Origin of the sequence: Leifsonia sp. 115AMFTsu3.1, from assembly GCF_004362795.1 — a bacterium.
Classification (GTDB): Bacteria; Actinomycetota; Actinomycetes; order Actinomycetales; family Microbacteriaceae; genus Leifsonia.
The window spans coordinates 561141-580709 of the sequence record NZ_SNYB01000001.1 but is presented as its reverse complement, the minus strand read 5'-3'; the positions used below and the strand labels follow the sequence as shown (position 1 = coordinate 580709).

Annotated in this window: 19 protein-coding genes; 14 read left to right on the top strand and 5 right to left on the bottom strand. The window is 67.5% G+C overall.

The genetic code is table 11. The features are described from left to right. Positions 1 to 17: 17 nt before the first annotated feature. Positions 18 to 1154 (top strand): ROK family transcriptional regulator, encoded by a 1137-nt coding sequence (locus AXZ95_RS02960; protein WP_231374318.1) that lies wholly within the window; start codon positions 18 to 20, stop codon positions 1152 to 1154. A 51-nt stretch (positions 1155 to 1205) separates the two neighbouring features. On the opposite strand, the gene AXZ95_RS02955 is transcribed toward AXZ95_RS02960, so the two are convergent. Together AXZ95_RS02955 and AXZ95_RS02950 are read right to left on the bottom strand one after the other, a co-directional pair. Then, a complete protein-coding gene (locus AXZ95_RS02955) occupies positions 1206 to 2999 on the bottom strand; it encodes a DUF4832 domain-containing protein (RefSeq protein WP_018189509.1) in 1794 nt (597 codons plus the stop codon). A 96-nt stretch (positions 3000 to 3095) separates the two neighbouring features. Then, entirely contained in the window at positions 3096 to 4346 is a 1251-nt protein-coding gene (locus AXZ95_RS02950; RefSeq protein WP_018189508.1) for a low temperature requirement protein A, read from the bottom strand. A 244-nt stretch (positions 4347 to 4590) separates the two neighbouring features. On the opposite strand from AXZ95_RS02950, the gene AXZ95_RS02945 reads away from it, so the two are divergent. From AXZ95_RS02945 to AXZ95_RS02935, 3 genes are read left to right on the top strand one after another with little or no spacing between them, the layout of a single operon-like run. Beyond that, complete coding sequence (locus AXZ95_RS02945) at positions 4591 to 4956, top strand: DUF202 domain-containing protein (RefSeq protein ID WP_018189507.1); 366 nt, start codon at positions 4591 to 4593, stop codon at positions 4954 to 4956. Next, positions 4953 to 5318 (top strand): DUF202 domain-containing protein, encoded by a 366-nt coding sequence (locus tag AXZ95_RS02940; protein ID WP_018189506.1) that lies wholly within the window; start codon positions 4953 to 4955, stop codon positions 5316 to 5318. The genes AXZ95_RS02945 and AXZ95_RS02940 overlap by 4 nt, the downstream gene beginning before the upstream one ends. Before the next feature lie 33 nt (positions 5319 to 5351). Next, the gene (locus AXZ95_RS02935; protein WP_231374317.1) at positions 5352 to 6305 is read left to right on the top strand and encodes an oxidoreductase; all 954 of its coding nucleotides are present in this window, start codon (positions 5352 to 5354) and stop codon (positions 6303 to 6305) included. On the opposite strand, the gene AXZ95_RS02930 is transcribed toward AXZ95_RS02935, so the two are convergent. After that, positions 6292 to 6972 (bottom strand): TetR/AcrR family transcriptional regulator, encoded by a 681-nt coding sequence (locus AXZ95_RS02930; protein ID WP_026307025.1) that lies wholly within the window; start codon positions 6970 to 6972, stop codon positions 6292 to 6294. The two genes, AXZ95_RS02935 and AXZ95_RS02930, sit on opposite strands and share 14 nt — an antisense overlap. A 90-nt stretch (positions 6973 to 7062) precedes the next feature. Here AXZ95_RS02930 and AXZ95_RS02925 point away from each other — a divergent pair, with 90 nt between their 5' ends. Next, the gene (locus tag AXZ95_RS02925) at positions 7063 to 7899 is read left to right on the top strand and encodes an NAD(P)H-binding protein (RefSeq protein ID WP_018189503.1); all 837 of its coding nucleotides are present in this window, start codon (positions 7063 to 7065) and stop codon (positions 7897 to 7899) included. A gap of 28 nt (positions 7900 to 7927) precedes the next feature. On the opposite strand, the gene AXZ95_RS02920 is transcribed toward AXZ95_RS02925, so the two are convergent. Further along, entirely contained in the window at positions 7928 to 8233 is a 306-nt protein-coding gene (locus tag AXZ95_RS02920; RefSeq protein WP_018189502.1) for an NIPSNAP family protein, read from the bottom strand. 87 nt (positions 8234 to 8320) lie between these two features. On the opposite strand from AXZ95_RS02920, the gene AXZ95_RS02915 reads away from it, so the two are divergent. Next, positions 8321 to 9487, top strand: coding sequence for an NAD(P)/FAD-dependent oxidoreductase (locus AXZ95_RS02915; RefSeq protein ID WP_043742033.1), 1167 nt, complete (start codon positions 8321 to 8323; stop codon positions 9485 to 9487). A gap of 92 nt (positions 9488 to 9579) precedes the next feature. Beyond that, positions 9580 to 10503: a hypothetical protein gene (locus tag AXZ95_RS02910; protein ID WP_231374316.1), complete on the top strand. Its 924-nt coding sequence runs from the start codon at positions 9580 to 9582 to the stop codon at positions 10501 to 10503. 9 nt (positions 10504 to 10512) lie between these two features. On the opposite strand, the gene AXZ95_RS02905 is transcribed toward AXZ95_RS02910, so the two are convergent. Next, complete coding sequence (locus AXZ95_RS02905) at positions 10513 to 11937, bottom strand: FAD-dependent oxidoreductase (RefSeq protein ID WP_018189499.1); 1425 nt, start codon at positions 11935 to 11937, stop codon at positions 10513 to 10515. Between the two features lie 227 nt (positions 11938 to 12164). On the opposite strand from AXZ95_RS02905, the gene AXZ95_RS02900 reads away from it, so the two are divergent. The 7 genes from AXZ95_RS02900 (at position 12165) to AXZ95_RS02870 (ending at position 19388) form a co-directional block, all read left to right on the top strand. Then, on the top strand, positions 12165 to 13616 hold the full coding sequence (locus AXZ95_RS02900) for a cytosine permease (RefSeq protein ID WP_018189498.1): 1452 nt from the start codon (positions 12165 to 12167) through the stop codon (positions 13614 to 13616). Then, positions 13613 to 14089: a nucleoside deaminase gene (locus AXZ95_RS02895; protein ID WP_018189497.1), complete on the top strand. Its 477-nt coding sequence runs from the start codon at positions 13613 to 13615 to the stop codon at positions 14087 to 14089. Before AXZ95_RS02900 ends, AXZ95_RS02895 begins: the two co-directional genes overlap by 4 nt. Positions 14090 to 14230: 141 nt before the next feature. Next, positions 14231 to 14989, top strand: coding sequence for an SDR family NAD(P)-dependent oxidoreductase (locus tag AXZ95_RS02890; RefSeq protein ID WP_018189496.1), 759 nt, complete (start codon positions 14231 to 14233; stop codon positions 14987 to 14989). Positions 14990 to 15000: 11 nt separating this feature from the next. Then, on the top strand, positions 15001 to 15453 hold the full coding sequence (locus tag AXZ95_RS02885; protein ID WP_018189495.1) for a MarR family transcriptional regulator: 453 nt from the start codon (positions 15001 to 15003) through the stop codon (positions 15451 to 15453). Positions 15454 to 15937: 484 nt separating this feature from the next. Then, the gene (locus tag AXZ95_RS02880; RefSeq protein WP_018189494.1) at positions 15938 to 16702 is read left to right on the top strand and encodes a hypothetical protein; all 765 of its coding nucleotides are present in this window, start codon (positions 15938 to 15940) and stop codon (positions 16700 to 16702) included. Positions 16703 to 16777: 75 nt separating this feature from the next. Continuing rightward, positions 16778 to 18157: a HEPN domain-containing protein gene (locus AXZ95_RS02875; RefSeq protein ID WP_018189493.1), complete on the top strand. Its 1380-nt coding sequence runs from the start codon at positions 16778 to 16780 to the stop codon at positions 18155 to 18157. A gap of 505 nt (positions 18158 to 18662) precedes the next feature. Beyond that, on the top strand, positions 18663 to 19388 hold the full coding sequence (locus tag AXZ95_RS02870; protein ID WP_018189492.1) for a hypothetical protein: 726 nt from the start codon (positions 18663 to 18665) through the stop codon (positions 19386 to 19388). Positions 19389 to 19569 lie beyond the last annotated feature (181 nt).

Sequence of the window (19569 nt, the reverse complement as noted above, 5' to 3'; positions counted from 1 at the left end):
GCTCTCTGCTGCGGCGGATGAACTCGTGGGGAATCCTGCGCGCCGTGCTGGAGCGCCCTCAGACGATGCGCGACCTCGCAGCGGATTCCGGCCTGTCCCGCACCGCCATCGACGCGATCATCACCGACTTGACCGAGGCCGGCTGGGTCGTCGGGTCGGACAGCGCCCCCGCCGGCCGCCTGGGCCGGCCGGCCGCCACCTACCGGCCGGCTCCCGGACTCGCGCATTTCCTCGCGCTCGACATCGGCGCCAACCACATCTACGCCGTCGTCACCGACCTGACCGGCCAGGTGCGCGGACACCGCACGACAGCCACGGCGGAGTCGGATGCCGCAGAGAAGCGGATCACGACGGCACTCCAGGTCGGAGACGACCTGCTCGACGAGCTCGGCCTCACGCGGGCCGACCTGTGGGCGGTCACCGTCGGCTCCCCCGGTGCCATCAGCACGACGGGCCAGGTGCTGCACTTCGGCGGCACCGGCATGCCGGGGTGGATCGGCCTCGATCTGCGGGAGCGGTTCCGGCGCGAGTACGACGCCGCCGTCCTGGTCGAGGGGGATGTGGCCCTCGGCGCGCAGGCGGAGCTCGCCATCGGAGCAGCCCGCGGTCACACGGATGTCGTCTACATCCTCTGCGGCGCCCGCACGAGCGGCGCCTCCATCGTCAACGGCCGGGTTCACCGCGGCGTCCACGGCGCGGCCGGCATCGTCGGCGAGATGCCGGAACTGCGCTGGGCGGAGCTGAACGAGCAGTACGGAGCGGCGGTGCTGGGCAGCCCCCGGCCCAGCCGGGAGCAGATCTTCGACCTGGCGCGCTCGGGCGACCCCGCAGCGGTCGAAGCCGTCCGCGAGTTCGCCGACGACCTGGCGACGGGCGCGGCCGCGATGACGCTGGCAATCGATCCCGAACTCCTGGTGATCGGCGGCGGAAGCTCTCCGAGCGCCGACGTCTTCCTGCCGCGGCTCGAGGAGTCCCTGCGGTCGATCGTGCCGCTCGCGCCGACCGTCGTCGCCTCCACGCTCGGCTCCGAGGCGGTTGCGATGGGCGGCATCAGCCTGGCGGCCGACCACCTCGCCGCTGTGCTCGACGGAGCCGTGCGCGAGCGCGAGTCGTTCCCGAACCCGTCGGAGACGCAGGCGCTGCTCCGGGGCTGAACGACGGCGGCCCCGGGGATGCGAGCGCACTCCCCGAGGCCGCCGTGGCCGTCAGCCGGTGGTGATCCGATCGATGTCGGGCGCCCATCCCGTCGGGTTGGCGATGGTGATCGTGTGCCCACCGCCGGAGGGGATGGCCACGTTCACCGTCACTGTGCCGACCGTGTTCCAGTCCGCCGTCGCCGGGAAGCTGACCGAGGTGGACGTGCCGCTGTCGACCTTCACTGTCGCCGTCCGCGCGACCGCCGAGGCGTACGCGATGCGGAAGCTCGCCACGCCGCCCGTCACGCCGGTGACGGCGAGCGTCGCGCCGTTGCCGACGTAGCCGACCTTCGCGCCGCCGGAGCATCCCGAGCACGAGGCCACGACCGCGGTGCCGGTGAGCGTGTTCGACGCCGACTCCGCCTCATAGCTGGCGGCGGTCGACCCGCCGGTCGAGATCGTCGTTGTGCCGAGCGTGAGCCATCCGGACTTCACGGAGTCCTGTGTCGCGTTGGCGAACCGGATCGGGGCGCCGCCGCTGAGCGGGTTGGTCACTTGGGCGACCATCCGGTACGTGCCGTTCGCGACACCGCTCGTCGGGAAGGTCCCGGTGAACTGCACGGACGCACCGCTCGCGATGTCGGAGACGTGCCAGGAGGAGGTCGACGTCTTCACGATCGCCCCCGACGCATCCACCAGGGCGAGGGTGATCGGCCAGCTGTAGTAGAAGGGCGCGATCCCGATGTTCGAGATCGTCATCCCGACGGACGCGCTGCTCCCCGTCGCGATCGTCGCCGGCACCAGCGCCTCCGTGGCCCGCAGCGAGTAGCCCATCGACTGCGCGCCGGCGAGGGCGCGCGGCTTGTCCGACGACGAGTAGCCGGTCTGGAAGGCGTACTGGTTCAGCAGCCAGCTCACGTGTGTCTGGCTGACGCTGCCGGGGAAGTCGTTGTCCCCGCCGTCCTCGATCACCGGGCATCCGGACGTGCTGAAGATGCACGATTGGAGCTCCGGCCGCAGCTCTCCACCGATGGACTGCGTCTTCCACTTGTTCGTCGCACCCGCGGCGGCCATGTTGTCCATGAAGTGCCATCCCAGCGAGCTGGTCTTGGTTTCCAGGGCGAACGAGTCGTCGTGGTAGCCGATCGGCAGGGAGGCGTTCTGCGTGTTCGGCTGCCGCACTTCGAGCTTCGTGGTGTGGAACGCGTTGACGAAGTCGTTGAGGATCTCGCCCTGCGTCGCGCTCGAGGCGAACCAGTCCGGCTGGCCGTTCGTCCCGTTGTACGGGTAGGTGTGCCACTCCCCCCAGAACCCGAGGAGGCCGGCCTGGACGAAGCCCACGCGTGCGTCGCCGTCGTATCGGGCGCCGAGCGCGGCGATGAACTGGTCCATGGCGGTGCGCAGGTTGGGGTCGTCGTAGTTCGGCGAGACGCTGACGCCGTTGTTGCCGTAGTCGTTGTAGGAGTGCGTCACCAGCCCGCCGTTGAGCAGGTACTGCGGGATGCCGCTCGGCTTGGTCGGGTAGTCGAGGTAGAACCGGAACGCCGTCTGGTGTCCGCGCGATGCGATGTCGTTGAGCACGCTGTCGACCGACGACCAGTTGAAGGTGTTGGGCCCGCTCATGACGGCGTTGACGGGGAAGTAGGCCCATTCCATCGTGTACGGGAAGGCCGAGTACGACCCCTGGTACGGGATGAAGCCCTTGAGCGGATTGGATTGCGGCTCGGAACCCGCGGCGAGCGCGGTCCAGCCGGGTGTTCCTGCGGTGGAGGGCGGTGTCGGCGCCGCTCCGACCGCCGGCGCGATCACGGCCGCTGCGGCGAGCGCCAGCGACGCGATCACCGTGGGGATGATCCTCTTCATGGTGTTCCTCTCTGAACGATGACGAGTAGTCCGATAATTCTGCAACTTGCAGTAATAATGCGCAATGACGGAATCCCGGGTCGTCCCCCGAGCGTCTCAGGCGAGCTGACGCGCCAGCGCCGCAGCCTGGTGCCGGTGCCCGATCGTCTCGTATCCGACCACGACGACCGCGGGCGACAGGGCGATGACGATGAGGCTCACCCCGATCGGAGCCCCCGCGGCCGCAAGCCACACCGACGCGACGAGCGCGACGACCGTCCCCACGAACAGCCCGATGTGGAACGGGTCCCCTTCGTGAACGAGATACGTGTACAGCAGGAACAGGACCACCGAGAACACGAGCACCGGCACGGCCACGCTCGCCACGGCGCCGGCCACGCCGAGTTCCCCGACCCCCTCGATCTCGTACGCGACGACGTGCAGCCCCGCCCCGGTCGCTGCGATCGAGGCGAAGAGCAGGATGTGGCTGTAGCCCCACGCCACCGCGCGCCGGCGGTGCCGTCGGAGGATCTGTGACGACGGGATGATGAAGTACGTCCACCAGAGCCCGAAGGTCAGCCCGACGCCGGCCACGGCGATCAGGGCGGCCTGGATGCTCCATCCCTGCTTCTCGACGAGCGCCGCGACCGACGTGACCGTCCCGAACAGCACCTCGCCGAGCGCGATGATCGTGAGAAGGCCGTAGCGTTCGGCGATGTGGCCGGCGTTCCAGGGCGTCCCGCCGAGCCGCACCTCGGCGAGGACGGGGCCGCCCAGCTCGACAACATAGAGGAGCGGCGCCACCAGCAGCACCGTCTCGAAGCTGGGCCGCGCGAACGCCAGCAGCACCCAGCCGATCTGGGCCGCGGTGACGAATGCGGCGTAGACGAGGGCGGTGCGCCGCCGGGCGGGATCCTGTGCCGCCGCGCGCAGCCACTGGGCGACAAGGGCGATGCGCATGACGACGTAGCCCGCCACGAGCACACCGACCTCGAACTCGCCTCCGGCGTCGACCGACGCGAACATCTCCGGCAATCCGAGCGCCAGGATGACAACGCCGACCATCTGCACCATCGTCGTCACGCGGTAGAACCAGTCGTCGGTGTCGTAGGCCGACGCGAACCACGAGAAGTTGATCCAGGCCCAGCAGATCGCGAACATCGCGAACGAGAACGCCCCGATCGCCGGCCACACGTGTCCCTCCGAGAGCAGGTGTGCGAGCTGGTCCCCCGCCTGCCCGAAGGCGACCACGAAGGTCAGATCGAACAGCAGCTCCAGCGGTGTCGCCGCGCGGTGCGCCTCGCCCGGGTCCCGGCCGCTCATACGCAGCAGCCGGTGACCGAGGTCGTCTCGCGTGGTCTCGGACATGTGGCCTCCCGAACGGACGCCCGGCCCCCGCGGCCGGGTGGCCCTATTCTGCGCCCGGTCTCGTCGGTTCGGCAGGTTACGATGGTCGCCCAACGCCGGGTTCCGAACCGTCGCCGTCCGCGACGCCGAATGACGAGGAGAACCCCATGACCTCCGACACCGATCAGCACACCCCAGCCGAGTCCGTTCCGGACTGCTGCGCTCCTGCAGCCGCCGGAGGCGATGGGCCCTCGGACGGCCGCGGATGACGCACGACAAACGCTTCCCGCGGTCCGTCTTCTCCAGTGGCGACGAGCCGGATGCGCGCTTCTCCCTCGCCAATGAGCGGACATTCCTCGCCTGGCTCCGCACCGGCATCGCTCTCCTCGCCGGCGGTGTCGCGCTCGAGGCCCTCGGTTTGGGCATCCACCCCGGGTTCCGCCTCGCCGCGTCCCTCCTGCTGCTGATCGCCGGCGCGGCCGTGCCCGTCCAGGCCTGGTACGGCTGGAAGCGCACCGAGTCCGCTCTGCGGCACGGGACCCCGCTGCCGTCGGCACCATTGACCGTCGTCCTGAGCGTCGTCGTCACCGCGGTCGGTGTGCTGGTCCTGGTGGGCGTCCTGCTGCGATGAACGCCCCGTTCGACCCGGGCCTGCAACCCGAACGCACCGCTCTCGCGTGGCGGCGGACCGGGCTCGCCCTTCTCGTCGGATCGTTCGTCGCCGCGCGCATCCTGCCCGAACTGCTCGGCGCCTGGTCGGCGCTCCTCGGGCTGACCGGCGTGGTGATCGCCGGCATCCTGCTCGCCATGATCCATCGCCGCTATCGCGGGCACCACGGACAGCTCACCACCGCCGGCGATCGTGCCCCGATCGCCGAAGGTCGCCTCATCGCGGCCACCGCGGCTTTCGTCTTCGGCGGCGCCCTCGTCAGCATCATCGTCGTGATCGTGCTCGCAGTGAGCGGTGCCCTCGGCGCCTCGCTCGCGCGATGAGGTCGGACGCACCCGCGGAATAGGGTGGTCGGCATGAGCGCAGTCCATCCGCGAGGCGGCACCTCGTCGGCGCCGGACACGATCGCCCTGATCGGCCCCGGCGCGATCGGCACCACCGTTGCCGCGGCGCTGCAGGAGGCGGGCACCTCCGTTCAGCTCTACGGGCGCACGGCCCGAGACCAGCTCGTCCTTCATCGCGGAGATCACGACATCGTGGTCCCTGGACCCGTCATCACCGATGTGTCGCAGGTCGCCGGTCCGGCAGATCTCGTCTTCCTCGCGGTGAAGACCACCCAGCTCGAGGCCGCGTCACCGTGGCTGGCGGCACTGGTCGGGCCGCAGACCGTCGTCTGCGTGCTGCAGAACGGCGTCGAACAGGAGGCGGCGCTGGCGCCGCTCCTCCCGGAAGGACGTGTCGTCCCCGCCGTCGTGTGGTTCCCCGCCGAGACGCAGCCCGACGGCTCCGTACTGCTGCGCGGCGACGCGCGCCTCACCCTGCCGCACTCCCCGGCAGCGTCGGTCGCGGCCCAGGCGCTGAGCACCACGTGGTGCGAGGTCGAGCTGTCCACGGATTTCGCGTCGGTCGCGTGGCGCAAGCTGCTCCAGAACGCCGTCGCCGGTCTCATGGTGCTGACGGGCCGCAGGGCGGGGATGTTCCGGCGAGACGACATCGCCGGACTGGCGCTGGACTACCTCCACGAGTGTCTCGCCGTCGCGCGGGCCGAAGGGGCTGCGCTGGACGACGATGTCCCGACCCAGCTGCTCGCGCGGTTCCAGTCGTTCCCCGCCGACCTGGGCACCTCCATCCTCGCCGACCGCGAAGCGGGTCGCCCTCTGGAGTGGGACGCACGGAACGGTGTCGTCCAGCGCCTCGGCCGCGCTCATGGCATCCCGACTCCGATCAGCGATGTGCTCGTTCCCCTTCTCGCCGCAGCGAGCGATGGAACGGGAAGCGACGCCGGGCCCGCGGCGGTCACGCCCGGCTGATCGAGGTGAGTCCCGAGATCATGACGTCGATCGCGAAGTCGCGCCGACGGCGCTCGTCCGCTCCGGTCAGCGCCGGGGCCAGCCGCCGGACGCGCGGGAACAGCTCCGGGTCCGCGGTCGAGTAGACGGCGAGAGCATCCGAATCGGGGATGCCGGCGACGGCCGAGCGATCACGCACGGTGCGTTCGACGGCGGTCGACGCCGCGAACTGCGCGATGAGGTCGACGGCGAGCGCGGCATCCGCATCGGGGATGCCGCCGGCCTCCATGAGCGCGAGCTCGTGCTCTGCGAGACGCAGCGCCCCCGGAAGCGTCGGGATGGTGCCGAGCGCGACCGCGCCGAGGCCCGGGAACGACTCGAGCGCGTCGACCGTGTTGACGACCGTGGCCGCCAACGCCGCCCGCCAGTCCCCGTCGACCGGAGCGACGAGCTCGATGCCCGCGTAGACGTCGTCGAGCGCGTGCTCGAGCAGCACATCCCGACCCCCGAAGTACGCGTACAACGACGCCGGGCCCGTGTTCACCGCCGCGGCGACGTCGCGGAGCGTCACGGCCTCGACTCCACGTTCGCGGATCAGCCCGAGGGTGGCGTCGAGGATCGAGCGCCGCGACAAAGGCGGCTTCGCCGGGCGGTCACGGCGCGAAACGGGCTCAGCGGGCAGCGGCATTCCCCCAGTGTAGCGAATTGACACGATCGCCATTCTCTACGAACATTGTTCGCGAACGCTGTTCGTCAAGCTCTATGAGAAGGAGAACCCATGTCGGTACTGGTAGTCGGCGCGAGCGGTGCGGTCGGCGGCCTGGTGGTCGCCGGGCTGCTGGAGCGCGGAGAGCGGGTGCGGGCGACGAGCCGGCGACCGGAGAACCTGACGCTGCCGGAGCGGGTCGAGGTGCTGGCCGTGGACCTGAACGACCCACCGACGCTCGGGCCGGCGCTGGCGGGCGTTGATCGCGTGTTCCTGTACGCGGATCTCGACGACCCGGAAGCCGTGGTCGCGCAGCTGGCGGGCTCGGAAGTTCGGCACGTGGTGCTGCTGTCATCCTCCGCCGTGACGTTCCCCGGGGCCGAAGAGGACTTCAACGGTGCGAGGTTCCTGCGCGTCGAGCGGGCGATCGAATCATCCGGGCTGAGCTACACGTTCCTGCGTCCGGGTGGCTTCGCCAGCAACGCGGCGCGCTGGAGTTGGAGCGTGAAAGGCGAGAGCGCGGTGCCGCTGCCCTACCCGGACGCCGTGCAGGTCCCCATCCACGAGGCGGACATCGCGGAGGTGGGCGTGATCGCCCTCACCGAGAACGCCCTGCTGAACGCGACACCCGTGCTCACGGGTCCGGAGCGGCTGACCCTGCGCCAGCAGGTCGAGACGATCGGCTCGGTGATCGGCCGACCCGTCGCCGTGGTCGAGCAGACGGAGGCGGAGTCGGTCGCGATGTTGTCGCAGTACGTGCCGGAGGTCTGGGTGACGCAGATCGTCACGGACTGGCGGGAGGCCGTTGGAACCCGCCCGGACGTGTCACGCGAGTACACCCGCATCACCGGACGCCCATCCCGCACGTTCCGCACCTGGGTCAGCGATCACGTCGAGCTGTTCCGCTAGAGCCCGCCCCACGGAGGCGGTCCGCTCCCTACTCGAAGACCGGCGTGAGGAAGCGGCGCTCGTACCGTCGGATGCACCCGGTGTCGCGGGCGAACTGGAAGGCCTCCTGGCACTCGGGGTCCGATGCGGACGCCTCGCGGTAGCGCTCGTAATCCGCCAGGGACGGGAAGGTGAACAGGGCGAAGGCTTCGTCGCTGTCGCCTTCGCTGGGCATGAAGTACCCGTGGTGGGTCCCGCCGAGCTTGTTGACGAGGCGGATCCAGCGCTGCCCGTACTCGGCGAAGTCCGCCAGCTTGCTGTCGTCGATCTGGTACCGCAGGTGAACGGTGATCACGGATGCTCTCTCTCGTCGGTCAAAGGGGCGAGCCCATCCTGACAGAGGGTGCGGCCGGCGCGGGTCGGCGGAGCTAAGGTGGCTCGCGTGAGCGCCCACGCCCTCCCCGCTCGTGTTCCGGCGGCGGTGATCGGGGCCGGCCCCGCCGGTCTCGCCGCTGCCGTCGAACTGAAGCGCGCGGGCGTCGACGCTGTCGTCATCGACCGGGCCGACCGGGTCGGGGCGAGCTGGGCCGGACATTACGACCGCCTCCATCTGCACACCGCGCGCAGGCTCTCCGGACTGCCCGGCCTCCGCATCCCGCGCCGCTACGGTCGCTGGGTCGCGCGCGACGACGTGCTGCGCTACCTCGCCCAGTACGCCGCCGTGCATGATCTCGACATCCGACTCGGAGTCGCCGCTCTGTCTGTCGAGCGGCCGGAGGACCAGTGGCGGGTCGCGTGGAGCAGAGGAGACGAGCGCGGCGTGATCGCGGCCGACACCGTCGTCGTTGCGACCGGCTACAACCACAGCCCGAAGATGTCCGATTGGCCCGGGCTGGGCGATTACTCCGGCACGGTCCTGCATTCGAGCGCGTACCGGAATCCCGCATCGCTCGGAGCTCGCGACGTGCTCGTCGTCGGGCCGGGAAACAGTGGAGCGGAGATCGCCGCCGACCTCGCAGAGGCAGGTGTCACGGTCTCCCTGGCGGTGCGTACGCCGCCCAACATCGTGCGACGCGCCGTGCTGGGCATCCCCAGCCAGGCACTCATCCTGTCGATGGCGCCGCTCCCCCTGAAGGCGCAGGATGTGCTCGCCGGCGCGCTTCAACGAATGGCCGTCGGCGACCTGCGCGCGTACGGCATCCCGAAGGCGCCACGCGGGATCGCCACTCAACAGGCCCGCGACGATGTCACGCCAACGCTCGACGTGGGTCTCCTGCGGGCCCTCAAAGCCGGTCGCGTCACGGTCGTGGCGGCCGTCGCGAGGTTCACCCCGGATGCCGTGGTTCTCGCCGACGGCACCGAACTGCATCCCGACGCCGTCGTCCTCGCGACCGGGTTCCGCCGCGGCCTCGAGTCGCTGGTCGGCGGTCTCGGCGTTCTCTCCTCCAACGGTCGTCCGCTGATCAACGCGGACGCGCAACTGCCCGCCTACCCGGGCCTGTTCTTCCTCGGATACTCGAATCCGCTGACCGGCAACCTGCGCCAGCTCGGGATCGACGCCAGAAAGATCGCCGCTGCGACGACGAGCACCATCGAGTCGGACCGGTGAGCAGCGACGGGATACTGTACCGTTCTGGTCATTGCATGTCGCCTCGGGGGGAGCGCTGTTTCATGTCATCGTCACGTCATGGTCTGACGTCTGTGAGTCCACGCGGCCGAGCCGAGTCGCTCGTCATGGGAGGGGCGCTGGGCTTCGCATCCGGAGTCATCGGCCTGCTGCCCTGGCTCGTGACGGGCGGCCGCCTTCCGCTGCAGAACCTCTGGCAGACCGACACGCCGCCGGACGAGATGCCGTTCGCGCTGCTGCCGGTGAGCCAGTACTCCGCCACGACGCTCCTGGTCCTGCTCCTGGTGGGCGCGGTGCTCGCCGGCGGCGCGACCCGGCTGCTGCAGCGGACCGGACAGGTGGAGGCGTGGAGCGTGTCCGTCGGGCTGCTGCTGCTCCAGCTCGCCGCCCTCGTGCAGGCGTTCGTGGTGATCGCCGACGGGCTGGGCATCGGTCGACCCGGCGTCGATAGCCGCGCCTCGCTCTACTTCACCGGGATGCTCGGGGGCGCGATCGTCTCCGTGCTGCTGGCTCAGGGACTGTTCTGGCTGGTCTCCCGGCTCGCCGTCGGTCCCGCGGCGCTGGGCCTGGTGCTGGCGGCGGTCCCCGTCACCTCCTGGATCGTCGGCGCCGTCACGGCGTTGGTCGACCCGTACAGCGTCGCGCTCGCACTCGGGTCGATCTTCCGCTGGTTGCCCGCCGTCATCGTCGGTGCCGTGCTCGGGTGGTGCGGCGTGGTCCCGCTGCGCCGCCTCGGCGTGTGGGCGGTGGGGCTGATCGCGCTCTGGGTGACGCCCGCTCTCTTCACGGCCGTTTCGAACGCGCTCGGCATGCGGGTGCTCGACGGCGACCTCCGAGAAATGGCGCAGGTCGCCGTCAAGATCTTCCCCGCCGCACTCGACATCGGCGTCGGCCCGGTCATTCTGGCGGCGCTTCTGGGGGCGGCCATCGTCGTCGTCCGCTGGGCCATCGCCCGCGGTGGACGCAGACGTGAGACGCTCGCCGAACCCGAGGCCTGAGAACGCCGGTCACGAATCGAACGAGTACCCCAGGGCGTCCGCCACCTTCAGGATCACGCCGTCGCGACCGCCGTTCCGGTCGGAACGGACGATCGCCCGCTTGATCACCGCGACGGCCGCCGAAGCGACCGGCTCCGGAGGGATGGGGAGCGGTTTGGTCCGCACCAGCCGCGTCCGGGTGATCTCGGTGTCCGCGCCGTCGAGCAGCTCGAGCATCACCTTCGCCGCGAACCGCGTGGCCGCGACGCCGAGGCCGGTGAAGCCGCTGCTGTAGGCGACCTTGTCTCCCATCGCCGTGCCGTGGAACGCCACCAGGCGACTGGACATGTCGATCATGCCGCCCCACGCGTGCGTGAACGTGATGTCGCCGAGCTGCGGGAACGTCCGCAGGAAGTGGTCGGCGAGGCGCCGGAACGTCTCGTCCCGCACGTCGTACGACGGCTTGATCCGGCCGCCGGGATGGTACACGGCGTCGTAGCCGCCCCAGAGGATCCGGTTGTCGGCGGACTTCCGGTAGTAGTGGAACTGGCGGGAGGAGTCGGTCATCCCGAAGCGCTCCGTCCAGCCGATCGCCTCCAGCTGCTCCTCGCTCAACGGCTCCGTCATCAGCGCATAGTCGTAGACGGGGATGGTGCGGAACCGGTTCCGGCGCAGAAGCGACGGGAAGCCGTTGGTGGCCAGCACGACGCGTCGCGCCGACACGACACCGCCAGAGGTCGTCGCGCGCACCCGATCGCGCTCGTCCGACAGCCCGCGCACCGGAGTGTGCTCGTAGATCTTCACGCCAAGGCTCAGGCACGCCTGCTTGAGTCCCCACGCCAGCAGCGCGGGATGGACCAGGGCCTCGCCGTCGCGTTCGAAGAGTCCCGCGCGGAAGAGCGGCGACGTCACGTAGCGCCGGAGCGCACCCTCGTCCAGGAACTCGCTGTGCTCTCCGGCCGCCTCCCGGAGCGCGGAGACCTGATGCGGTTCGGTGGCGACGGTCAGGACGCCGGTCGCTTCGTACTCCGCCTCGATGCCGTGCCGCTTCAGGTCGGCGGCGAATTCGACCCAGTTCTCCATCCCGAGCCGGTCCAGGGTCTCGAGTTCGGCCGGGAAGTACCGCTCGCCGTTCTCGGAGCCATGCGTCAGGCTCGCTTCGACGAAACCGCCGTTGCGTCCGCTCGCGGCCCAGCCCACCTCCTTGCCCTCCACGAGGACCACCTCGAGGTCCGGCTTGCGCTCCTTCGCCAGGAGAGCGGTCCAGAGGCCGCAGTAGCCACCGCCCACGACCAGGAGGTCGGCGCTGACGTCGCCCGACAGCGCTGATCGCGCGGCGGGCCGGCGCGGGTCGTCGAGCCAGAACGAGACGTTCTTCGCACCGCGGAGCGCGCGGTCGATGACGGCGGGGTCGCTGCGGAGGTCGAGGTCGTAGGCGGGAATCGGTGCGGACACGGGGTCTCCTGTGGAAGCGGTGGCGCTGGACGCTCTGCCCACCTTCCACACTAGGAGAACGCATCCCGTGGAGGCTCGGACAGTGCGTCGGCATTCTGCGACGGCCGCAACAGGTTGTCGCGGCCGCGGACCGAGCCCCCGGGGCTTGTGCTTGCCTCATGTAAACAACATGTGACTTTTCCGTCCGCGAAGAAGCTCGCCGGATCGGATCTTCCTATGCTGCCTCCATGACCACTTCCCCCACGGCAGGGATAGCGCCCGCCGACGCGCAGCACGTCAGCGTCACCAGCGTCGAATCGGGCGGCATCGAAGCCATTCCGCCGGAGCGCCGGCACGGTTCTCCATGGCAGCTTTTCGCCACCTGGACCGCCCCGAATCTCGAGTTCGCCACGATCTTCGTCGGCGTGATAGCTGTGGCGTTCTTCGGGCTGGGCTTCTGGCAGTCGATGACCGCGCTCGTCTTCGGCACGGCGCTCGGCGCCCTCACACAGGGCATCCTGTCGACCTGGGGTCCCCGCGAGGGGCTCGCCCAGATGGTGATCGGCCGCACGGCATTCGGCAGCCGCGGCAACATCCTGCCGTCGGCCCTGAACACGGTGATGGCCGGGCTCGGTTGGTTCGCGGTCAACTCCGTCAGCGGCGCCTTTGCGCTCACCACGCTGACCGGGATGCCCGCCGTGCTGTCGCTGCTGATCGTCGTCGTCGTCGAGGTGGTCGTCGCCTTCATCGGCCACGACCTGGTGCAGCTCTTCGAGCGGTACGCGACCTACATCCTGGGAGCGATCTTCCTGGTCGCGACGATCACCGTGTTCGCGCATGCGAACCTCGGCGCTCCGGTCAAGGGCGGCGGCTTCAGCTTCGCCGGCTGGACTCTGACCGCCGCTGCCGCGTTCGGCTATGCCGCGGGCTGGAACCCGTACGCGTCCGACTACAGCCGGTACCTTCCGGCGAACTCCAGCCGCCGGGCGATCGGCTGGGCGGCGGGCCTCGGCAACTTCATCAGCTGCGTCGTGCTCATGGCCGCGGGCGCGGCGGCGGCGACGATCGCGGGATTCAACCCCGACGACCCGACCGCCTCGTTCACCGCCCATATGCCGGTCATCATCCGCGACCTCACGCTGCTCGCCATCGCCGTCGGAGCGATCGCGGCGAACGCGCTCAACATCTACTCCGGGGCGATGTCGTTCCTCGCCGCCGGCATCAAGATTCCCTTCGCGTGGCGTCGAGCGATCGTCGCACTCGGCTTCGGCGTCATCGGGTTCTTCATCGCGTGGAGCGCTCTGCCGGACGCGGGAGCGAAGTACGAGAACTTCCTCCTCGTCATCGCCTACTGGATCGCGCCGTGGCTCGGCGTCGTCCTCACCGACCGACTCCTGCGCCGGGGCACCGAGATAGCGAGCCTGGTCACGAGCCACGCGAACTACCGCAACCCGGCGGGTTGGATCTCGCTCCTGGTCGCCGGCGCGGTGTCGATCTGGCTGTTCTCGGCTCAGACGTTCTATACGGGCCCGATCGCAGCGGCAGCGCCGATCGGCGACCTGACGCCGCTCGTCGGGTTCGTGCTCGCGGCCGCGCTCTACTGGATCCTGTTCCGCGCCTTCAAAGTCCGGCTCGGCGCCGATCTCGCGACGGAACCGTCGGTGATCGTCGGGGTGGACGCCGCGGACACGGTCGCGTGACCGCCGCCGACGCGGATGACCGCATCTACGCGACGGACGCCGAGAAGCTCGCCGTCGCGACGGCGGAGGCACGGCGCGGCGCGGAGGCCGGTGGCATCCCCATCGGCGCCGCGTTGTTCGACGCGGAGGGCAGACTGCTCGGCAGGGGTCACAACCGCCGGGTGCAGGACGGCGACGCCTCCATGCACGCCGAGACGAACGCCTTCCGCAACGCCGGACGCCAGCGCAGCTACCGCGACACGGTCATGGTCACCACCCTGTCGCCGTGCTGGTACTGCTCCGGCCTGGTCAGACAGTTCGGCATCGGCCGCGTGATCGTGGGCGACGACCGCAACTTCCTCGGCGGCCAGGACTGGCTGGCAGAGCACGGCGTGGAGGTCACGGTCGTCAACGACCCGGAGCTGATCGCAATGATGGGGACATTCATCGAGTCCAACCCCGAGCTCTGGAACGAGGACATCGGGGAGGAGTGACTGAGGCGGGTCGCACCTCCTCCCCCGAGAACGAAGAGACGGCGGCTGATGATCAGCCGCCGTCTCCGGTGTTTCGAGCCTCTTGACATTCGTATGGTACCGAACGACAATCGTTCGGTACCGAATCGATAGGAGCAGAACATGACCGGAGAACGCATCGCCCTGATCACCGGGGCGAATCAGGGAGTCGGGTTCCAGGTCGCGAAGGAACTCGTGGCGAACGGCGTCACCGTGCTGCTCGGCTCTCGCGACCCTGCGCGCGGACAGGCCGCGGCTGAGCAGATCGGGGAGGGAGCCCACCCGATCCAGATCGACGTGACGGATGCCGCCTCGATCGCCACCGCCGCCCAGCGCATCACGGACGGGTTCGGGCGGCTCGACCTTCTCGTCAACAACGCCGGCATCTCCCGCGCCCGCCGCAGCGATGGGGACTTCCTCGGCGACTACGCCGCGGCGAACAAGGCCAGCACCGCGTCCCTGGACGAGATCCGAACAGTGTGGGAGACCAACGTCTTCGGCACTCTCGCGGTGTACCAGGCGATGCTGCCGCTCTTGCGGAAGTCGGCCGATGCCCGGATCGTCAACGTGTCGAGCGGGGTCGGGTCGCTGACAGCCAACGCGGACCCCGACTACCCGTACCATTCGATGTTCGGACCGGTTTATCCGGCGTCCAAAGCGGCCCAGAACGCGATCACCCTGGCCATGATGGTCGAGTTGGAGGCGACGGACATCAAAGTCAACCTGGTCTCGCCGGCCTTCACCGCCACGAACCTGAACAACTTCGCGGGGACCGAGTCTGTCGAGGACGGCTCCCGCGAGGTGGTGCGGGTGTGCCTGTTGGGACCGGAGGGTCCGAGCGGAACGTTCACGCGTTGGGAGAACACACCCATCCCCTGGTGAATACTGAACGCATGACCGAGCCCGTTTCCGAGCCAGAGACCGTCGGCACCTGGGCCAAACGGTATTACTACGCCAACCGCGGCGCCGTCGATCGCGTTCTTCGACCGAGAGGCATCGGATCGACACAGTGGGCGGTGCTCTACCAGCTCGCCACCAGCGGACCGACCTCGCAGCGCGACCTCGGCCGCGCACTGCACATCGAACGGGCGAGTCTCAGCGGCATCATCGCGACGCTCGTACGCAAAGGCCTTGTCGACCAGGCCCCTTCTGCGACGGATCAGCGGCAGCGGCTCGTCACCCTGACCACCGACGGTCGCGCCCTGTGGAGCACCCTTCCCGACCCGTTCGCTGAAGTACGCTCCATCGCGCTCGTCGGCATCGACCCCGACGACCTCGCAACGGCCATTCGCGTGCTGCGCACAGCGACCGAACAGGTCGAGGCCCACACCTTCGGGGACTCATGAGCCAGCACGACGTTGGAGTGCGTCCACGTTGCGCGCGAAACCCTCTGCAAAGCACGAAACGGCGGCTGATGATCAGCCGCCGTTTCCGTGTTTCAAGAACCTGTAGCGAGGGCGGGACTCGAACCCGCGACACCACGATTAGGTTCCGATGGATCTCGTAGGGTCACACGAGGCGCGTTTGGCTTGATTTTCCGCGGTTTTCGTTCGCACAAGTCCTATTTGAGTCATCCTGGATTCGCCTCAATGTGCGGGGTAAATGCGGGGTCGTACGTCACACACGGGGCGAAGACTTCGAATCCACTTCGCGACGTCGACAAGAACGATGCCGACGCAACCCCATCTGGCGCGGGGCCTGGGATTCGAACGCTATCGAGTTCCAGGAGCTCCGGCGTTCACTATTCTCCACTGCTCGTACCCGGTGCGTTCGTCTAGCTCCGGCTCGGTATCGCGGCTGCGTGGGTTAGAGGATTACTCCCATGTGAATATGGTCGTAACCGCCGACGGAGAACGGTACGTTTTCCGCATGCCTTTTCCGGGATTGACGACCACTCAGACGTTGGCTCTCCTTGCCGAGATCAATTCGGCTCGAAATCTTCTGGCATATGGCGAGCGGGTGGTGCGAACCGCCCCGTTCGCCGACACTACGCGTGACCCTTCATTGACGATGCTGTCGATCGGAGTGGAAAAGCTCCTCAAGGTGTCTCTGGGCCTCTCGATCCTTAACGCAACAGGCTCATGGCCCAGTGCGCAGACCATGAAGTCCGAGTTCCGCCACGGGTTGAAGCAGATGGACGCCAACCTACGAACGCGGCTGCGCGATGGTGTACGCGGCAAAGAGTACGAGCACTTCATCTCAGGACTGCTCCAGACTCTGGAAGACGATCCGATCTGGCCGGCGATCCTTGATGCGCTCGACCGCTACGGCCGCTCCGGCCGCTTCCACTATCTGGACATCCTCGGCGATGAGCCGCAGCGCCTCGAAGACCCAGCACGGATGTGGGACGAGGCAGAGAACATCGCGGTCGACTCAAATGCCGAGTTGGAAGCGATGCGCTCGCGTGCCCTTGAGGATCTCCGGGACCAGACCCTATGGGACAGCTTCATCACGGCACTCAACAACACGATCGCGGACAGCATCCATCGATGGTGGGAAGTCATCTGCGTTTTAGGGCGGCATGGCGTGCTTGGCGATGACAATAGAGCGTTCGGCTTTGAAGCGCATCCAGACAGCGTCGGTCGCCAGGAATAGCGTGCTCGACGCGCTCGGGGCGTCGGTGGCCGCCTTTCCGGAGGAATTCGATACGTCGCCTGGCACGATGAGGGCATGACCGAGATCACAAAGATTGGGCGCTGGTGGGAACCCGGACAGGGGGAACAAGCACAGCCGGGCGTGCTGCGCATCCAAGAAGACGGCAAGGCATCTCTGGAACTCATCGGCGGTTTCGACCTCAGAGTCATTGAGCCGGTTGAACGCGGCTACGCCGTGGGTGCAGGATCGAGAGACATCGAGACCCTCTTCGGTGACTGCGAAGGTGAAGCAGTCACCCTGTTTCGCTTGCTCGAGCTGAACAACCGCGGAGTCTTCTTTGGCGGGGGCCAACCAACTTTCCAGCGCCTCCACGCCCATCGGGTCGTCATCGGGGCGCACATCGAACGTGAGCAGACGCCGTCGTTCCGATCCGCCGCGATCGAGATCGAGAACCTGACAGCGTTCCTAGCGGCTCATATCGCGACGTACGACCGCGCTGACGGTAAGAATGGGGCCTTCCTCACAAAGGCTGTGCCGGAATCGGTTGAGGTCGACGGTTGGACCATTCGTGCGGACCGAGCTACTAGGGGCTTCCAGCACAAGAGCACCCGACAAGGTGTTCAGCTCGAGGCTGAAGCTCGCGGTGTCATCCAAGCAATACCGCCGCATCCGGCATCGCTTGAAGAGTTCGACACACTGACCCTCGAGCTAACCGACCTCCTAACCCTCGCCGCCGGAGAGGCATGCGGGCTCATTCGCATCACGCTCGAGCTGACAGAGACCAACACGACACAGGTATCCCAAGATGAGACCATCGAGACGCCCATCTGGGTGGAGGCTTTCGCGCAACGGATTCACACCGCAAAACCAAACGAATCAGCAAACAACTCCCTCTTGTTTACCTGCGCCGAGAAGCCGTTCGCGGACACTATCAGCGGCTGGCTGCCCCTCCGCCGTAAGACGTCCAACGCCAGCAACGTCTTCTTTGGCACCGAATACTCGCCGGGCGGGTTTATGGAAACGCGCCTGATCTCGATTGGGATCGCCGCAGAGGCCCTTCACGCTGCACTATATGCCGACGCTAAAGAAGTGACAGACGAGGACTACAAACGAATCAAGGCGACGATGCTTGCGGCACTCGACGATGCCGATGAACGAGCATGGGTGAAAAGGACTTTCCACAATGGGCACACCCTCCGTCAACGACTGCGCCAACTCGGCGGGGTGCCCTCAGCCGAAGCGCTTGGTCTCCTTACTCCCGACATTGAAAACTGGATCGGGTGGTTCATCCCCGCTCGAAACGGAATTACACATACTGGCGGTGGTGCAGGCGCGGAATACAAGCTTGTCCGGATCGGCCAAGCGCTGATACGGCTGGTTTACCTCGCCGAACTTGGCCTGAGCGATGAGCAGCAAGTAACGGCAATGCGGCGCCTGACGAGCAGCTGGTTGTGAGCCCACGAAAACCCCTCAGGAAACTTGATGAGAGTCGCTTCTGCCGACGAGCTGAATACCTGGGACAGATTCGGCGAATTGATGCGAGCCCTGCGGCGGAGACGCAGGGATTTGAAACCTGACGAGGCACGTCACCCATCTCAAAATGCCCGGAAAACCGCGGAACTCCACGGCTCCTCGATGACATCACGCCGCGCTGGATTACTGCAGTTGTGGGGTTTTCGTGGGGGCCCCTGGCCGTCTGCCTTCGATGTCTGTCGAGGGATTCCCGCATGGCGCTTCCGAGAGAGTTGGGGTCGTGATCACCAGTGTCCGCAGGTTTCCAAAGACAACGCCCTGTCGGCTGCCCACCTCATCACATCGCTGCAGCGCTTCTCGGACCATGCCAGCGATCCGGACACATGACCGCGATGGCAAATTGGCCGCCGGCGAGATGTCAACACCCTGCAACGCGAGCCCGAGGTCACTTGCCCGTCCCCGGCGACGAAGCTCTAGACTCCGCAATGTGAACTGGTGGGCGCAGTTTTGGGCCGCCCTCGCGGCGCCGGGATGGTGGGCAACGATGCTCCAATCCTTGATTGGTGCGGGCATCGCGCTCGGCGCGGCTGTCATAGTGCTGCGCCGACAGCTTCGGCATGACCGAGCTATCGCCCGTGACCAACGTCTTCAGGACCTGGAACAGGCGGCGGCTGACCGGTCGGCTGACCGTGCCGAGATGATCGGCAGACGCATCTACGACGGACTTGACGCGCCCATGTACACGAGTGATGAGACGCTTGACATTGCGCTCCGCTCGGACCCCTTGCCCGGATGGCGCGAGTTGCGCGAAGTCGATAGAGAACTCGGGCTGGTCGTCGCTAATCCTTTCGTCGTCCATCCTTACTTCGAGTTACTTCAGACACGTGAGTTGCTCTGGCTTCAAGCTGTTCAGTTGATCCGCGCTCTCAGAGAGTCGAGCGACTTCGAGCGAGACTCCTTCGCATATCCGTTTGAGCAAGCTCTCAAGAGGGTTTTGTATCCCTCGGAAGCGTGCCTCCGGCGCTTCGCTAGCGATCTCGTAGTTTGGGACGGTCATGGTGACTGGCCCGTTCCGTCTGAAATTCACTACAACGGCCAAATGGTTACCTGCCCTCCCGGTGAAGGTCGATCCGCCTGGTTGGAAGAGCGGAAGCAGTTGTTGCGGTCCACTATGTTCGATTTTGCGAAGTCCGACCTGCCGAGGAGCCTTTGAGCACAGAAGACTCGCCACTCGACACTCGCTGCCGCAACATCTGCTTAGAGCCGTGTGCTCGCATCGATCGCGTATTCCGCACTGAACCGCTCATATATTTCGCTGAATTCCGCGGTTCTCCGATCACTGGACCAACTCTCAACGACCCGTTTTGTGCGAGTGTGTCCAAATTTTTGGATAA

Bases quoted from the DNA above. Each gene is read 5' to 3' on its own strand.
- AXZ95_RS02960 (WP_231374318.1), top strand. From the start codon at position 18: ATGAACTCGTGGGGAATCCTGCGCGCCGTGCTGGAGCGCCCTCAGACG.
- AXZ95_RS02955 (WP_018189509.1), bottom strand. From the start codon at position 2,999: ATGAAGAGGATCATCCCCACGGTGATCGCGTCGCTGGCGCTCGCCGCA.
- AXZ95_RS02950 (WP_018189508.1), bottom strand. From the start codon at position 4,346: ATGTCCGAGACCACGCGAGACGACCTCGGTCACCGGCTGCTGCGTATG.
- AXZ95_RS02945 (WP_018189507.1), top strand. From the start codon at position 4,591: ATGACGCACGACAAACGCTTCCCGCGGTCCGTCTTCTCCAGTGGCGAC.
- AXZ95_RS02940 (WP_018189506.1), top strand. From the start codon at position 4,953: ATGAACGCCCCGTTCGACCCGGGCCTGCAACCCGAACGCACCGCTCTC.
- AXZ95_RS02935 (WP_231374317.1), top strand. From the start codon at position 5,352: ATGAGCGCAGTCCATCCGCGAGGCGGCACCTCGTCGGCGCCGGACACG.
- AXZ95_RS02930 (WP_026307025.1), bottom strand. From the start codon at position 6,972: ATGCCGCTGCCCGCTGAGCCCGTTTCGCGCCGTGACCGCCCGGCGAAG.
- AXZ95_RS02925 (WP_018189503.1), top strand. From the start codon at position 7,063: ATGTCGGTACTGGTAGTCGGCGCGAGCGGTGCGGTCGGCGGCCTGGTG.
- AXZ95_RS02900 (WP_018189498.1), top strand. From the start codon at position 12,165: ATGACCACTTCCCCCACGGCAGGGATAGCGCCCGCCGACGCGCAGCAC.
- AXZ95_RS02890 (WP_018189496.1), top strand. From the start codon at position 14,231: ATGACCGGAGAACGCATCGCCCTGATCACCGGGGCGAATCAGGGAGTC.
- AXZ95_RS02885 (WP_018189495.1), top strand. From the start codon at position 15,001: ATGACCGAGCCCGTTTCCGAGCCAGAGACCGTCGGCACCTGGGCCAAA.
- AXZ95_RS02880 (WP_018189494.1), top strand. From the start codon at position 15,938: ATGGTCGTAACCGCCGACGGAGAACGGTACGTTTTCCGCATGCCTTTT.
- AXZ95_RS02875 (WP_018189493.1), top strand. From the start codon at position 16,778: ATGACCGAGATCACAAAGATTGGGCGCTGGTGGGAACCCGGACAGGGG.